Here is a 15,002-nt window from a genome sequence, read left to right on the forward strand (position 1 = left end):
ATGGAGGCATACGAGTGAGTCAAGAATTAATTCAAGCAGTTATGGTGCTGACAAAACAAAAAGGTTTTGCACCTGAGGTTATTTTTGAATCCCTAGAAGCTGCATTATTACAAGCATATCGTAAGGAACCACATTCTAATCCAGATGCGTATGTGGAATTGAATCGTGAAACTGGTGCCTATAAGGTAATGGCGAAGAAACAAGTTGTAGAAACTGTAGAATTCCCAGAAACTGAAATCAGTCTACTAGATGCTCGTAAAATCGATAAACGATATGAAATTGGCGATATTGTTGAAGCAGATGTAACACCTGCTAACTTTGGTCGCAGTGCAGCTCATACAGCTAAACAAATGTTGATTCAACGTTTGAAAGAAGCTGAACGCAGTGTTGTATACGAAGAATATTATAGCCGTGAAGGCGATATCATTACGGGTGTTATTACACGCGTTGAAGGTAAAAACGTATATATCAATTTAGGTAAAACAGAAGCTATTTTACCTCCAACTGAGCAAATCGGTACAGAAACATATCATGAAGGGGACCGCATTAAATGCTATATCGTAGAGGTTAAGAAAACTACGAAAGGCCCTCAAATTATGATTTCCCGTACTCATCCAGGCCTATTAAAACGCTTGTTTGAATTAGAAGTGCCAGAAATCTATGAAGGCGTAGTAGAACTTAAATCTGTAGCTCGTGAACCTGGTATGCGTTCTAAAATCGCCGTATATAGCCGCGATGAATCTATTGATCCAGTTGGTGCTTGCGTAGGTCCTAAAGGTCAACGCGTTCAACACATTGTAGATGAATTGCACGATGAAAAAATCGACATTGTAAAATGGGATGAAGATCCTGCCATTTATATTGCGAACTCTTTAAGTCCTGCAAAGGTAATCTCTGTAGATGTTAGCGAAGAAGAAAAATCTTCTTATGTTGTAGTACCTGATTACCAATTATCCTTGGCTATCGGTAAAGCTGGTCAAAATGCTCGCTTAGCAGCTAAATTGACAAACTGGAAAATCGACATTAAGAGTGAAACACAAGCTGCAGAAAATCCTTTTACAGGTTTTACAAGTACTGAAGCAGCGGAAAGCGAAGACTAATGAAAACCAAATCTCAACCTATGCGCACCTGTGTAGGCTGTGGTGAACCAAAGAGTAAGCGCGAGTTAATGCGTGTTGCTCTAAGCCCAGAAGGGACAATCAGTATCGACAGAACTGGTAAAGCCCCTGGTCGTGGTGCTTATATCTGTGCATCCATGGACTGTTTTGAGGCTGCGTATAAGGGTAAAAAATTAGAACGCTCTTTAAAGCATGCTGTATCAAAAGAGGTATATGAAGCATTGAAGCACGATTTGGAAGGTCATGAATAATTTCAGCATATGAATGAAGATAAAGTTTTAAATCTCTTAGGCTTGGCACAACGGGCCGGAAAATTGAGTTCCGGAGATTTCATCGTAGAGAAAGCGATGAAAAAGAAAACCCCTAAGCTTGTTCTATTAGCAGGTGATTGTGCGGCCAATAATGAAAAGAAATACATACAATTAGCAGAAATACATCATATCCCATTGCGTAAAGTCGGCAGTAAAGAATCTTTAGGTACGGCTATAGGCAAAGAAGTACGTGTAGTGGTAGCCGTAGAGGATGATGGATTTGCAAAAGCATTACTAAAAGAGATTGATCAGTAAGAAGGGGGTATGTAGATGTCCAAAAAGCGCGTACATGAAATCGCTAAGGAATTTGGCGTTGAAAGTAAACAGGTTATTTCTATTTTGCAACAACATAATTTTAATGTTACAAAAGCCGTTAATACAGTAGATGATGCAGGTTATACTGTGGTGAAAAATCAATTAGGTGGTAAATCTAGTGGAGCCGATACAAAGGCGGCAGCTACACCTGCAAACCCAAGCAAACATGAAAAAACGGCTGTTAAAGCTGAAAAACCTGCAAAAGTAGATAAATCAGTAAAAGAACAGAGCCATAAAAAAGAGGCTAAACATGATGATAAGAAACATGAAGATAAGAAATCTAATGTTCGTCATGTACAAATCAACGAGCCTACTAAAAAACAAAATAATGGTGGCAATAAACAAGATGGCCGTAATCATCAAAAACAAGACCGTCCTAATGGTCAACAACAAGGACAAAAGAATGATGGCCAACAAGGTCAAAAAAATGACAACCGCCACAATGGTAATGGAGATAATCGCAATCGCAATGGCCGTGTAGATAACCGCAACAACGGTGGCAACCAACAAAATGGCAATGATCGCCGCAACAAGAAAAATAAAAAAGGCAATAACCGCCCTCAATCTTTGTTGTCTACATCCATGCAAAAGAAGAAAAACAAGGTAAAACATCGTAACGAGCAATACTTGCAACATAAGGCGGAAGAAGAGCGTAAAGCGCAAGAAGCAATCGCTACGGAAATCGAATTAAGCGGTCCTTTAACAGTTAAAGAATTGGCTGAAAAAATGGGTCGTGAAGTATCTGAAATCATCAAAAAATTGATGCTCTTAGGTGTTATGGCTAGTATTAACCAAGAAGTAGATGTTGATACAGCTACTATCGTAGCCGAAGATTTTGGTGTAACTGTAACAGAAGTAGAACCTGAAGAAGATCCTACAGATGTTATCGAAATTGAAGATGCACCAGAAACATTGAAACCACGTCCTCCTGTTGTAACTATTATGGGTCACGTTGACCATGGTAAAACATCCTTGTTGGACGTAATTCGTCAAACCAATGTAACAGCTGGCGAAGCAGGCGGTATTACACAACATATCGGTGCGTACCAAGTTCGTTACAATGACAATAAGATTACATTCCTTGATACACCAGGCCATGAAGCTTTCACAGCTATGCGTCTACGCGGTGCGAAGTCTACGGATATCGCAGTTCTCGTAGTAGCTGCCGATGATGGTGTAATGCCACAAACTATCGAGGCTATCAACCATGCTAAATCTGCAGATGTGCCTATTATCGTAGCCATCAACAAAATGGATAAACCAGGTGCTAACCCAGATCATGTTAAACAACAATTATCTGAACATGGTTTATTGCCAGAAGAATGGGGCGGCGATGTAATCATGGTTCCTGTATCTGCTAAGAAAAAACAAGGTATTGATGATTTGCTCGAAAATATCTTGCTCGTAGCAGAGGTTATGGAATTAAAGGCGAACCCTAATCGTAAAGCATACGGTGTTGTTATCGAGGCTCAACTTGATAAAGGTCGTGGTGCAGTATGTACAGTATTGGTACAAAAAGGTTCCCTTCGTGTAGGTGATACCGTTCTTGCTGGTACTGCGTATGGTAAAGTTCGTGCCATGACAAATGAACGCGGTGAAAAAGTAAAGGTTGCTCGTCCTTCTATGCCGGTAGAAATCTTGGGCTTCTCCGAAGTTCCACAAGCTGGTGAAATCATCAACGGTATGGATGATAATGAAGCACGTGCTATCGCTGAGAAACGTATTGCTAAACAACGCGTACAAGAATTGCAAGCTACTCACAAGGTTACATTGGATGATATCTTCAACCAAATTCAACAAGGTGAGTTAAAAGATCTTAATATCATCATCAAAGCGGACGTTCAAGGTTCTGTAGAAGCATTGTGTCAATCTTTAGAAGGTATTAAGAACCCTGAAGTTCGTATTGTTATCGTTCATGCTGCTGTAGGTGCCATTAACGAATCCGATATTATGTTGGCTTCTGCATCTAATGCTATCGTAATGGGCTTTAATGTACGTCCAGATGCTAATGTTCGTCGTGCTGCGGAACAAGAAAAGGTTGACCTTCGTACGTACCGCGTAATCTATGATGCCATCAATGATGTTGAGTCTGCTATGCGTGGTATGTTGGCACCTGAATTCAAAGAGGTTGTCGTTGGTCGTGCAGAGGTGCGTCAAGTTATCTCTACACCAAAAGCTATCGTTGCTGGTTCTTATGTAACAGAAGGTCGTATTACAAATGACTCTGAAGTTCGTTTGATCCGTGATGGTATTGTCGTGTTTGAAGGTAAGGTTGACTCCTTACGTCGCTTTAAAGACGAAGTAAAAGAAGTTAAAACATCCTTCGAATGCGGTATCTCCTTGGAAGGTTACCGCGACATCAAGGAAGGCGACGTAATCGAAGCGTACTTGATGGAAGAAGTTGCACCTCAAATATAGGAGGTTACTATGAGTGATGTTCGTGTAAGAAAATTACAAGAATTCATCAAACAAGAAGTAAGTCAAATGTTGATGCGTGCGTTGAAAGACCCTCGCATCGGCTTTACGACGATTACCGATGTTCATGTAACTGGTGATTTACGTGAAGCTACGATTTATGTTTCCTTGTTTGGTTCCGATAAAGAGAAAGAAGATACTCTTATCGCATTAAAGCATGCATCTGGCCATGTACGTACCGAGCTTGGCAAGGTATTGAAATTGCGCCATATCCCTACGATTACCTTTGATAAGGATACATCGTTGGATTACAGCATGCATATTGAATCCCTTTTGAATGAAATCAAAAAGGATGAAGAAACAAATTAACACAAAGGATACAGAACATGAGTAAGATCACAATTAATCAATTACACATGGCTCTGTGTGAAGCTAATTCTATAATGCTCACTGTCCACGTACGACCAGATGGTGATGCCATTGGTTCTATGGTGGCCTTTTATGAGGCTCTCGTAGCGCAAGGCAAAACTGTCTACATGGTGGTGGATGATGTAATACCTGAAAAATATTCATTTTTATCGTATATCGACCAAATTAAGGATGTAACGTATTTTGAAAATCATCCTGTATCGGTTGATATGCTCATGGTATTAGATGCTAGCACGTATGAACGGATTGGCCGCGTAGGTGCACTATTTAGTGCACCTATTTTTAATATAGATCACCACATTTCTAATTCAGAATTTGCAGATCATCTATATTTGAAGCCTGATTTTGCGGCTACTGGCGAAATTATTACGGATTTGTGCGAACAATGGAATTGGCCTATTACAGAGTCTATGGGCAATGCCCTTTATATGGCGATTGCTACCGACTGTGGATTCTTTAAATTTAGCAACACTACGGCTAATACCCTAAAAATGGCTAGCCGTTGTGTTGCTGCTGGTGCAAGGCCAAATGTTATTTCTGAAACGATTGAGGCCGTTAGTGCTGCTCGTCTTGAATTAACGAAACAGATTATGCAAACCATTTCATTCTACAAGGATAATCGGGTTGCTACCATCGAGCTATCTCCATCTGTTATGGAAATATTAGGTGATGATACAGACGGATTTGTCGATATCATTCGTAATGTTGATACCGTAGATGTGGCCATTTTATTGAAAGGTGAAAGCCCAAATCGCACGCGTATCAGCCTTAGGTCTAAAGGCACTGATGTGAATGCTATCGCCAATCATTTTGGCGGTGGTGGTCATATACGTGCAGCCGGTTGTACTATAGATGGTTCCATTGATGAGGCTAAGGCTCGTCTATTGGAGGTCATCAAATAATGGATGGAGTATTGCCATTTTTAAAACCTCCTGGTATTACCAGTCATGATGCTGTAGGTATATGTCGTCGCATTTTAAAAGAAAAACGAATTGGTCATAGTGGTACATTAGACCCTATGGCTTATGGCGTACTGCCTATCTTTTTAGGCAAGGCAACACGTCTCATTGAATATACAGATGGATTTGATAAGACCTATGTAGCAGAATGCAAATTCGGTACCTTTACAGATACTGAGGATAGTACGGGACAACCCGTATTACTAGACGAAGATATGAAACTTGTCAATGGCGTTACCGTATTAGAGGATTCCTCTGAAATTAATGAAACTTTGATACCTCCAACATGGGATAAGTTAGCGTCAGTGCTATCTGGATTTGTGGGCACACAAGAGCAACGTCCGTCTAAGTACTCGGCTATTAAAATCAATGGAATTCGGGCCTATGAATATGCCCGTAAAGGCATACCTGTAGAGTTACCTATGCGAACCATTACGATTTCTAATATTGAACTAGTAGCCTATGGTTTTCCTTATTTTACAATTCGTGTCACTTGTTCTGGTGGTACTTATATTCGTTCGTTGTTACGAGATATATGTATTCAATTAGGCATTCCTGGGACTATGACTTCCTTGGCAAGGACTTGTGTGGGGCCATTTGATATTCAATCTGCCTATATAGCAGAGGAATTGACGATTCACGGTGAAAAATTGTTGTTGCCTACGGATATTGCGGTATCTCATCTTTCAAAAGTGGACGTAGATAGTGTACAATTAAAGATGATGGTACAAGGTAAGGAATTACCAATCGTAGAGGCCTTTTCTCATACGATTCCGTCTAACAAGTATAGAGCTTATGGACCTAATGGTTTTGTAGGCATTCTTAAACGAACGAAACATTCACTTAAAGTGGATAAAAATATTTTTATTGAAGGATAAGTATGAAACATTTACACTCGTTTGATGAATTACGTCAAATTAATCGTAAAATCGTATACGCATTAGGCACATTTGATGGTGTACACCGTGGTCATCAGCGGGTCATTAGAAATGCAATAGCAGAGGCTAAGGCGCATGATGCCGTTACGGTTCTCGTCACATTTAGTGCGCATCCTATGACTATATTGCGACCTGGAGATGTTCCAAAACGGGTATTATCTGCCGATATTATGGATGAAATTTTGGAATCTTTAAAGGTAGATTATATCTTACGGTTGCCTATGAATTTGGATATATTTAATATGTCACCTGATGAATTCTTAGATGCTCTTTGTCGTGATATAGATGTAGTAGGCATCGCAATTGGTACTAATTTTACATTTGGTGCCAAAGGAGCGGGCAATCCTCAGTTAATGCGGGAACGATTGTCTGCAAAAGGGATTCATATCATCGTTGAACCATTGCTATCGACAGAAGAAGGTCCAATTTGTAGCACTAACATACGTAAGGCTATAGAAGAAGGGCATATGGAACAAGCTACGGCTTGGCTTGGACGTCCATACCAGTTTAGAGGTATCGTCATAAAAGGTGATCAACGAGGTCGTACATTAGGATTTCCAACCATTAACTTTTTATTACCTAATGAGATGGCAATTCCACCTGATGGGGTGTATGCTAATCGGGTTTGTATAGATGGCATTTGGTATGATGGGGTTGGAAATATAGGGGATAATCCAACTTTCAAAAATCAATATCATCGATGTGAAGTACATGTATTTGATTTTGACCAAGATGTATATGGTAAGGAAGTAACGGTTCAGTTTATTTCATATATACGCGGTGAGGTTAAATTTAATAATTTACAAGAATTGATTGATCAAATGAAAGTCGATGAAGAAACAGCAATTCGGATTTTACGTAATAACCCATAAGGGGGAGCTATGGATATTAAAGACGCACGCAAACAAATTGATAGTATTGATGCACAGTTAGTAGAATTATTTGAACAACGTTTATCTATCATTAAATCAATTGGTAAGTTTAAGGATGAACATCATTTACCTCTTATTGATGAAGAACGTGATCAAGAGATTATTTCTAGTCTTAAAACTGAATGTGACGATTCACGTATGTTGACATATATTGAATCTTATATGAAGGATGTCATTTCTATTAGCAATGAGTTCTTGAAGGAACACATGCATAAGCATATTTTCCTAATTGGTATGCCTGGGGCAGGTAAAACTACGGTTGGTAAAATGCTAGCTAAAGAATTAGGCCGAGATTTCTATGATTTAGATCAAACCATTCAAGATAAAGTGGGAAAAACCGTACAAAATATCTTTATTTATGACGGTAAAGATGCATTTAGCGAATATGAATACGAAACAATTAAAGAATTGATTCATAATAAGCCATCTGTTATTGCTACTGGTGGTGGTACGGTAACATCTGAAAAAATCGTAAACCTTATGCGTAATAATGGTTTAGTTGTTTTTGTAAATCGCGATGTTAACCATATTCTCGATGATTTGGATCTAGAAATTCGTCCACTTGTGAAAGAAAGTATCGAGTATATTTTCAATGTATATGAAGAACGATATCCTTTATATGAACGCGTTGCCCATATTAAGATTGGCAATGAAGGTAGCATCACTGACGCCGTTCAAGAAATTATAGAAGCATTACCTAATACGGAGAAATAATGGAAGCATTACGAGGATTTGTATACCGAATTATATATCAAAATACACAGAACACGTATTGTGTATTTCTTGTAAAAGATTATAATGAGGAATACATTACTTGTACTGGTCGTTTTGAAGCCCCTAAAGAAGGGGAAGATATTGAGATTAAGGGACGTTATGTAGAGCATCAAAAGTATGGCATTCAGTTTGATGCATCTAGTATAGAAAAACTGAAACCCGATAATATGGGGGCTGCTAAGTTGTATTTGATGAACTTAGGCATAAAGGGATTAGGCGAAAAATCTGTAGAGAAAATCTGTGATTATTTCGGCCTCCGGTTATTAGATGTACTGCGTGAAGAACGGCCAGAAGAAATTAAAGATGTGCCAGGTTTACGCAAAGGCGTTAAAGAGGAATTATACAATACATTACTCGGTGAAGGTATATTATCCGATTTAAACCATTTCTTTGAGTCTCATCAAATTTCTTCTAAATGGTCTCGCACTGTGTACACATATTATGGTGCATCCTCTATAGATGTCATACAGGATAATCCTTATAATTTATTGCGTATCGCCCCAGATATGTTATTCAATACGGCTGATACATTAGCTATGAATTTAGGGCTTGATGCTGATGACGAGCGACGATTAGAGGCTGGTGTAAACTGGATTTTAGGGAATTTAGATAATCAAGGTCATACGTGCTTACCTGTCGATGAATTGATAGGTCGTACCTACGATTTATTGCAAGTAGATGCAGATTTAATAGCTAACCATATTGACTCATTACTTTCTCAAGCTATTATGTATAGTACCTATTATGATGATATACTCTATGTATATCCACCTGAAATGTATGTATCTGAAGTAGAAGGTGTACACTATACGCGTGATTTCTTAATTGAAGCTGATCCTATATCTCTAGATATTCCAGATTTTATTGAGCGATTTGAAGCAGATAATCATATTACCTTTGGCCCTGAACAGAAGGAAGCTATAGAATTATCATTTTTTGAAAAATTTTCGCTTATTACCGGTGGACCTGGCACTGGTAAAACTACGATTATTAAAGCCTTAGTTAAAGGTTTTCAATTAGGTGGGTTAGGACGTATTATTCTTTGTGCCCCAACGGGACGCGCAGCAAAGCGTTTAACAGAGGCCACTGAGTTTGAAGCCACAACTATACATCGCTTGCTCATGCCTGTAGCTGGCAGTGATTCCTATGATTTTACTAAAAATGAAGATGATCCTCTTGATATAGATGTTATTATCATCGATGAAGCATCCATGCTCAATGTGCGATTGTTTTATTCTCTAATGTCAGCGATTCCTCGTGAGGCCCATGTTATTATCGTAGGCGATGTGGATCAACTGCCTCCTATAGGTGCTGGATTCGTATTGAAAGATTTACTTGATAGTGATATGGTTCCGTATACGCGATTACAACATATTTATCGTCAAAGTTCTGGTAATAGTATCGTCGATAGTGCGTATGCTATTAACCGTGGTGAAATGCCAAATCTTGATACGACTAGTGATGAATTCACTTTCATTTCCGTTAACTCTCTTGGTGATATGATGAAAGCCATCGTTGATGTGTATAAACGGGAAAAAGAATTTGTCGATGATGAACTTGATATTCAAATCATTTCGCCTATGCGTAGAGGTAAGGCTGGCAGTATAAGTATATCTCAATATGTGCAGCAATCCGTAAATCCTCCAGATAGTTATAAAGGGGAAGTGCGTGTTAATGGAATTACATTCCGCGTTGGTGATAAGGTAATTCAAGTTCTTAACAATTATGAATTAGAAGTTTTTAATGGTGAAATCGGCGTTATTTATGCCATTACCAAATCTGATATCTGCATTCGCTTTATTCATAAAGAGGTTCGCCTATCTATTGATGAAGCGCATATGATTATGCCTGCTTATGCTATAACAGTTCATAAAAGTCAAGGCAGTGAATATGGTGTTGTTATTATACCATTTGTTCCTATGTACGGTGGTATGTTACAACGGAACTTACTCTATACTGCCGTGACAAGAGCCAAGCGAAAGGTTATCATGATCGGTACAAAGAGTTCTGTAGAGCGTGCTGTTAAAACGGTTAATGGTGAAGAACGATATACATTATTTAAAGAACGTTTACAAGGAAGATGTGATGGATAATGAATCTATTTGATTTTTTATTTCCTCCTGTTTGTCCTCATTGTGGTACCCATGTACAACAACAAGGGGATTGGTGTGATGCTTGTATTGAAGAAGTTCTACATGTAAGACAAGTGCCATCTAAATTACTGTCCTCGCTAGATTCTGCTTGGATTCTAGCTGACTATCGAGGTGGTATTAAATCCATGATATATGACGTTAAATTTAACGAAAAAAAGGAGCAGTCCAAAGGGGCTGCTCCTTTTTTAGCATCGTACAACTTGAGGATGCACGATTATAGGCCTCATTATGTGATTCCTATACCATCAAGTGCAGAAAAAAAGAAAGTTAGAGGATATAATCAGGTGGATTTATTTTTTTATGATTGGGTGTTCTCATTTTCAAATTCTAATCGTATTGATGGTAGAAGCAGCGATGACAGTGTAAATGGAGTTATGGAATATAATACTGAAAAAGAGATCTGTTATAACTGGTTTGATTGTTTATATAAAATGGATACCCATAAAGAAATGTGGAGCTTATCTGGTAGTGAACGTCATAGTACAATCGATAAGGCATTTATGTGGAAGGAAACTTGCGATTCCTCGTTGTTATATGATAAGCGGATTTTATTAGTTGATGATATATTTACGACAGGAGCTACCTTAGAGTCAGCTGCACGAATATTAAGAGCATATCATCCTCAATATATTGAAGCATTGACATTAGCTAGTGGTAGTTTTTAAAAATAAAAGGCTGTAATAGATTTTTGTTCTATTACAGCCTTAATTATGTTGTTTAACCTAGTACATCGATAAATGCTTTTACAACATCTGGATCAAAGAGGGAACCAGATGCGCTAAATAATTCTTCTTTTGCTTTAGCTTTTGTTTTTGCCCAAAATTCAGTGGATGGATTCACAGTGGAATCATAGTAATCCGCAACAGCAATGATACGTGCCCCAAGTGGAATGTTGGCGCCACGTAAATGTTTTGGATATCCGGAGCCGTCCCATTTTTCATGATGGTAACGAATATATGATAGGATTTGTTGACAACATGGATAGTTTTCAATCATATTAGCACCACTAGCAGCATGTTGTTTATATTTTGACATTTCTTGCTTGTTCAAGTATGGTGCTTTTTGAATCATCGCATTAGGAATCATCAAAAGACCTACATCATGTAATAGTGCAGCATGACGGATTTGTTCAATTTCATTTAATGGCAATCCCATTTTTGCAGCAATACTAACTGCATAATTGGAGACTTGTACAGAGTGTGTATACAAGTGATAGCTTTTCATTTGTATCATTTGTAATAGTTGAGCACTAATGGCCTCTAAACTATCTTTCTCCAGTTCATACAGCCCGGACGGCTGCATCAATGATAACATAAACATAATAAACCCCTCTACTATACAAATATGTAAAGTCCCAACCCCAAGGACTTTACATCGTACAACTTATAGTCCGTTCTTCTTTAACAGTATTCGTATTATACAACAATTTTTATGCTTTGTGTATCGGTATAATGTTTGGTTTTTGAATAGGTATTCATATTTAGCATAATAGAAAGTGTTGACAAAAAAGGAATGCATTAAGAATGGGATGTAAAAATCGTGTTTTAAGAATTATAATAGAAAAATGAAGAATTATTTTATATTCCTATTCCTATTTTCTATACATTGAAATTAAGACTTGCATTTTTTATTCTCACAACAGTGATATTGATAAACACATATGTTTGTATTAACTTGCAAATAATAAAGATATAGACATAGATATAATTTATAATCTATAATATTAAAATACGGGTCTGTGGTTGTAAGTCGAGGCCAGTCGCAGGCAAAACGATCCACATAAGCAGTCCAAAGGGCTGTGAGCATGGTGCGGCTTAGATGTAAGTCCTGCCGGGAAACCGAGAGGAGTAGTAGTGGGGGGCCATGGGCTTATGAGCGAACCTTCCAGCAGGCGAGTGTGGGGGCAAAGACCAGGTCAGCCGTATAACGGGCACATGAGGCTTTTCTCATGTGCTTTTTTTCATTTATACAGATGTATAAATGAAAATTGTAGATATTGCGTTTGTTAAGCTATGTTTTGTATACAGAGAGCGTATATTAATACATATTGTGTATAAAAATTAATAGAGAAATCATTAAAATATGGAATTTTAAAAATGTTATATACATTATTATTGACATAATTATTCCGTGTATATATACTATATAAATAAACTTAGTTATATATGAGGTTATAAGAAGATGTTTAATAAAAAAGTAAAAAAATTAGTTCTCGGTAGTTTGATGGTTGTTATGGCTGCATCTTTAGTTGGTGGTTGTGGATCTTCTTCTACAACAACGTCTAATAAAAAGTTAATTGTTGGCACAAATGCTACATTTGTACCATTCGAATTTAAGGACGATAAGACTCAAGATTATGCAGGTTTCGATATCGATTTGATTCGTGCAATTGGCAAACGTATTAACAAAGATGTAGAACTTAAAAACGTTGCCTTTGATGCGTTGATTCCAGCATTAAATACACATGATATCGATGTGGCAGCTTCTGGTATGACAATCACAAAAGCGCGTAGTGAAAAGGTATTATTCTCATCTCCATACTATGAAAATGCATTAGCTATTGTATATAAAGATTCTAATAGCATTCATTCCTTAGATGATTTGAAGAATAAAAAAATTGCTGCTCAAATGGGGACAACTGGTTCCGATTTAGCTCATAAGATCGAAGGTACTTCTGTAAAAGAATTCGATCATAGTAATGAAGCGTTGTTAGAGTTGCAAAATGGTGGTGTTGATGCTACTGTTATTGATTTACCAGTTGCTCAATATTACAGCACAAAACATCCTGATGAGCATATCCAAATCTTGCCATATCCAAATACAAAAGAGTACTTAGGTTTGGCTTTGAATAAAGATAATAAAGCTTTACAAGAGGAAATTAATAAGGCTATTGCTGATATGAAAGCAGATGGTGAATTTAATACATTATATAAAAAATGGTTTAATGTAGATGCACCTGCAGATATGCCTGTTGTGTTGGATTTTAAATAATTAGGGAGTTGTAAATGGACTGGAATGTCATAACGAGTAATTTACCATTATTATTATATGGGGCTTTAATGACCATAAAAATTACAGCTGTTGCTGTAAGCTTTGGTTTCATTATCGGTTTAATTGTTTCCTTAGCTAGAATGTCGAATTTCGTAATTGTTCGATTGATTGCTAAATGCTATGTAGATGTGATTCGTGGTACCCCTATGTTGGTACAAATCTTTATGATTTATTTTGCATTACCTCAAATCATTGGCACTCGAATCGATCCTTATATAGCAGCCTGTGCAGCATGTAGTATCAACTCTGGTGCTTATGTATCCGAAATATTCCGTGCGGGTATTCAATCTGTAAATAAAGGGCAAATGGAAGCCGGTCGTTCACTAGGTTTGTCTTGGTGGCAAACTATGCGCTTTATTATTATTCCGCAAGCGTTTAAAGCATCAATCCCTCCTTTGGGTAATGAATTTATTGCCATGCTAAAAGATTCTTCTTTAGTTTCTGTTATTGGTTTTGAAGAATTGATGCGTCGTGGTCAATTAATTATCGCTAAAACCTATGCGGCTACTGAAATTTGGGGAACGGTTGCCATTATCTATCTATGTATGACAATACCGATTTCTCGATTGGTTGCTTACCTTGAAAGGAAATATAACGTAAAATGATAGAATTAAAAGATGTGCGAAAATCATTTGGTAAAAATGAAGTATTAAAGGGCATCAATCTACAAATTGATAAAGGTGAAGTTGTCGTAATCATCGGTCCTTCAGGATCTGGTAAAAGTACAGTTTTGCGGACGATGAATTACCTAGAGGAACCTACCAGTGGTCATGTAATTGTGGATGGTATGGATTTATCCGATAAAAATAAATTGAATGCTGTACGCACAGAAGTGGGCATGGTATTCCAAAACTTTAATTTATTCCCACATATGACGGTATTGGATAATTTGACATTGGCTCCCGTAAATGTAAGAAAAACGGATAAGAAAGAAGCACAAGACATTGCTATGAAACTATTGGAACGTGTTGGATTAGCTGATAAAGCTCAAATGTATCCGGACTCACTATCCGGTGGTCAAAAGCAACGTGTTGCTATTGCACGTGCATTAGCTATGAAACCGAAGGTAATGTTATTTGATGAACCTACATCGGCACTTGATCCAGAAATGGTACGCGAAGTATTGGATGTAATGAAATCTTTGGCTGATGAAGGTATGACGATGGTTATCGTTACACATGAAATGGGCTTCGCTAAAGAGGTTGCGGATAGAGTGTTATTTGTCGATGGTGGTCAAATCCTAGAAGATGGCACACCAGTACAAGTATTTGATGCACCTTCTAGTGATAGAACAAAATTATTCTTGTCTAAAATTTTATAGATTATTAGGAACAACACTCATAATTACGTAGTTAATAATTATGAGTGTTTTTTGTTACCCGTTATCTTATAAGAAATTTTGATAAATTATATATATTTACTTTAGGAACTGCTGTAATCAAGTGATTTTTCTAAATCTGTTAATTCGTATAAATAGATATTAGATATAAATATTTGTGATAAATATACAGTTTATACATTTGTACAGTGCAAAAAATATTTATAATACTCATATATTTTAGTTATAATGAAATAAATATGAGTCTTTATACTATAGAATATATAGA

General features: G+C 37.4%; 15 protein-coding genes. 14 read left to right on the forward strand and 1 reads right to left on the reverse strand.

Translation table 11 applies throughout. The features are described from left to right. Positions 1-14 precede the first annotated feature (14 nt). From nusA to VAHSUH02_RS04870, 11 genes are read left to right on the forward strand one after another with little or no spacing between them, the layout of a single operon-like run. Positions 15-1,100, forward strand: coding sequence for a transcription termination factor NusA (nusA, locus tag VAHSUH02_RS04820; RefSeq protein ID WP_005379049.1), 1,086 nt, complete (start codon positions 15-17; stop codon positions 1,098-1,100). Continuing rightward, complete coding sequence (gene rnpM / locus VAHSUH02_RS04825; protein WP_005378858.1) at positions 1,100-1,369, forward strand: RNase P modulator RnpM; 270 nt, start codon at positions 1,100-1,102, stop codon at positions 1,367-1,369. The genes nusA and rnpM overlap by 1 nt, the downstream gene beginning before the upstream one ends. A gap of 9 nt (positions 1,370-1,378) precedes the next feature. Then, positions 1,379-1,684, forward strand: a complete 306-nt coding sequence (locus VAHSUH02_RS04830) for a L7Ae/L30e/S12e/Gadd45 family ribosomal protein (RefSeq protein ID WP_005383824.1) — start codon at positions 1,379-1,381, stop codon at positions 1,682-1,684. A 15-nt stretch (positions 1,685-1,699) separates the two neighbouring features. Then, positions 1,700-4,162 (forward strand): translation initiation factor IF-2, encoded by a 2,463-nt coding sequence (gene infB / locus VAHSUH02_RS04835; protein ID WP_005383823.1) that lies wholly within the window; start codon positions 1,700-1,702, stop codon positions 4,160-4,162. A gap of 9 nt (positions 4,163-4,171) precedes the next feature. Continuing rightward, on the forward strand, positions 4,172-4,528 hold the full coding sequence (gene rbfA / locus VAHSUH02_RS04840; RefSeq protein WP_005383821.1) for a 30S ribosome-binding factor RbfA: 357 nt from the start codon (positions 4,172-4,174) through the stop codon (positions 4,526-4,528). A 17-nt stretch (positions 4,529-4,545) separates the two neighbouring features. Then, complete coding sequence (locus VAHSUH02_RS04845) at positions 4,546-5,490, forward strand: DHH family phosphoesterase (protein WP_005383819.1); 945 nt, start codon at positions 4,546-4,548, stop codon at positions 5,488-5,490. Further along, positions 5,490-6,425: a tRNA pseudouridine(55) synthase TruB gene (truB, locus tag VAHSUH02_RS04850; RefSeq protein ID WP_005383817.1), complete on the forward strand. Its 936-nt coding sequence runs from the start codon at positions 5,490-5,492 to the stop codon at positions 6,423-6,425. Before VAHSUH02_RS04845 ends, truB begins: the two co-directional genes overlap by 1 nt. 2 nt (positions 6,426-6,427) lie before the next feature. Beyond that, positions 6,428-7,357: a bifunctional riboflavin kinase/FAD synthetase gene (locus VAHSUH02_RS04855; protein ID WP_005383816.1), complete on the forward strand. Its 930-nt coding sequence runs from the start codon at positions 6,428-6,430 to the stop codon at positions 7,355-7,357. 9 nt (positions 7,358-7,366) lie between these two features. Then, the gene (locus VAHSUH02_RS04860) at positions 7,367-8,131 is read left to right on the forward strand and encodes a shikimate kinase (RefSeq protein WP_005383814.1); all 765 of its coding nucleotides are present in this window, start codon (positions 7,367-7,369) and stop codon (positions 8,129-8,131) included. Beyond that, positions 8,131-10,284, forward strand: a complete 2,154-nt coding sequence (recD2, locus tag VAHSUH02_RS04865) for an SF1B family DNA helicase RecD2 (protein WP_005383812.1) — start codon at positions 8,131-8,133, stop codon at positions 10,282-10,284. Before VAHSUH02_RS04860 ends, recD2 begins: the two co-directional genes overlap by 1 nt. Continuing rightward, positions 10,284-11,009 carry a ComF family protein gene (locus VAHSUH02_RS04870; protein WP_005383811.1) on the forward strand — a complete coding sequence of 242 codons (726 nt, stop codon included), beginning with the start codon at positions 10,284-10,286 and terminating at the stop codon, positions 11,007-11,009. Before recD2 ends, VAHSUH02_RS04870 begins: the two co-directional genes overlap by 1 nt. Positions 11,010-11,061: 52 nt before the next feature. On the opposite strand, the gene VAHSUH02_RS04875 is transcribed toward VAHSUH02_RS04870, so the two are convergent. Beyond that, positions 11,062-11,664 (reverse strand): HD-GYP domain-containing protein, encoded by a 603-nt coding sequence (locus tag VAHSUH02_RS04875; protein WP_005378919.1) that lies wholly within the window; start codon positions 11,662-11,664, stop codon positions 11,062-11,064. Between the two features lie 861 nt (positions 11,665-12,525). Between VAHSUH02_RS04875 and VAHSUH02_RS04880 the strand changes: the two genes are divergently transcribed. Genes VAHSUH02_RS04880 through VAHSUH02_RS04890 form a run of 3 tightly spaced genes read left to right on the forward strand, consistent with a single transcriptional unit; the run spans position 12,526 to position 14,716 of the window. Then, positions 12,526-13,335 (forward strand): basic amino acid ABC transporter substrate-binding protein, encoded by an 810-nt coding sequence (locus VAHSUH02_RS04880; protein ID WP_005378814.1) that lies wholly within the window; start codon positions 12,526-12,528, stop codon positions 13,333-13,335. 14 nt (positions 13,336-13,349) lie between these two features. Continuing rightward, a complete protein-coding gene (locus VAHSUH02_RS04885) occupies positions 13,350-14,000 on the forward strand; it encodes an amino acid ABC transporter permease (RefSeq protein WP_005378986.1) in 651 nt (216 codons plus the stop codon). Next, positions 13,997-14,716, forward strand: a complete 720-nt coding sequence (locus tag VAHSUH02_RS04890; protein WP_005383807.1) for an amino acid ABC transporter ATP-binding protein — start codon at positions 13,997-13,999, stop codon at positions 14,714-14,716. The genes VAHSUH02_RS04885 and VAHSUH02_RS04890 overlap by 4 nt, the downstream gene beginning before the upstream one ends. Positions 14,717-15,002 lie beyond the last annotated feature (286 nt).

Source organism: Veillonella atypica KON, assembly GCF_002959915.1.
In the GTDB taxonomy this organism is placed as follows: Bacteria; Bacillota; Negativicutes; order Veillonellales; family Veillonellaceae; genus Veillonella; species Veillonella atypica.

What these genes read in the sequence shown, in the direction of transcription:
- rnpM (WP_005378858.1), top strand. Translation starts at nt 1,100, where the DNA reads ATGAAAACCAAATCTCAACCTATGCGCACCTGTGTAGGCTGTGGTGAA.
- VAHSUH02_RS04830 (WP_005383824.1), top strand. Translation starts at nt 1,379, where the DNA reads ATGAATGAAGATAAAGTTTTAAATCTCTTAGGCTTGGCACAACGGGCC.
- infB (WP_005383823.1), top strand. Translation starts at nt 1,700, where the DNA reads ATGTCCAAAAAGCGCGTACATGAAATCGCTAAGGAATTTGGCGTTGAA.
- rbfA (WP_005383821.1), top strand. Translation starts at nt 4,172, where the DNA reads ATGAGTGATGTTCGTGTAAGAAAATTACAAGAATTCATCAAACAAGAA.
- VAHSUH02_RS04845 (WP_005383819.1), top strand. Translation starts at nt 4,546, where the DNA reads ATGAGTAAGATCACAATTAATCAATTACACATGGCTCTGTGTGAAGCT.
- truB (WP_005383817.1), top strand. Translation starts at nt 5,490, where the DNA reads ATGGATGGAGTATTGCCATTTTTAAAACCTCCTGGTATTACCAGTCAT.
- VAHSUH02_RS04855 (WP_005383816.1), top strand. Translation starts at nt 6,428, where the DNA reads ATGAAACATTTACACTCGTTTGATGAATTACGTCAAATTAATCGTAAA.
- VAHSUH02_RS04860 (WP_005383814.1), top strand. Translation starts at nt 7,367, where the DNA reads ATGGATATTAAAGACGCACGCAAACAAATTGATAGTATTGATGCACAG.
- recD2 (WP_005383812.1), top strand. Translation starts at nt 8,131, where the DNA reads ATGGAAGCATTACGAGGATTTGTATACCGAATTATATATCAAAATACA.
- VAHSUH02_RS04870 (WP_005383811.1), top strand. Translation starts at nt 10,284, where the DNA reads ATGAATCTATTTGATTTTTTATTTCCTCCTGTTTGTCCTCATTGTGGT.
- VAHSUH02_RS04875 (WP_005378919.1), bottom strand. Translation starts at nt 11,664, where the DNA reads ATGTTTATGTTATCATTGATGCAGCCGTCCGGGCTGTATGAACTGGAG.
- VAHSUH02_RS04880 (WP_005378814.1), top strand. Translation starts at nt 12,526, where the DNA reads ATGTTTAATAAAAAAGTAAAAAAATTAGTTCTCGGTAGTTTGATGGTT.
- VAHSUH02_RS04885 (WP_005378986.1), top strand. Translation starts at nt 13,350, where the DNA reads ATGGACTGGAATGTCATAACGAGTAATTTACCATTATTATTATATGGG.
- VAHSUH02_RS04890 (WP_005383807.1), top strand. Translation starts at nt 13,997, where the DNA reads ATGATAGAATTAAAAGATGTGCGAAAATCATTTGGTAAAAATGAAGTA.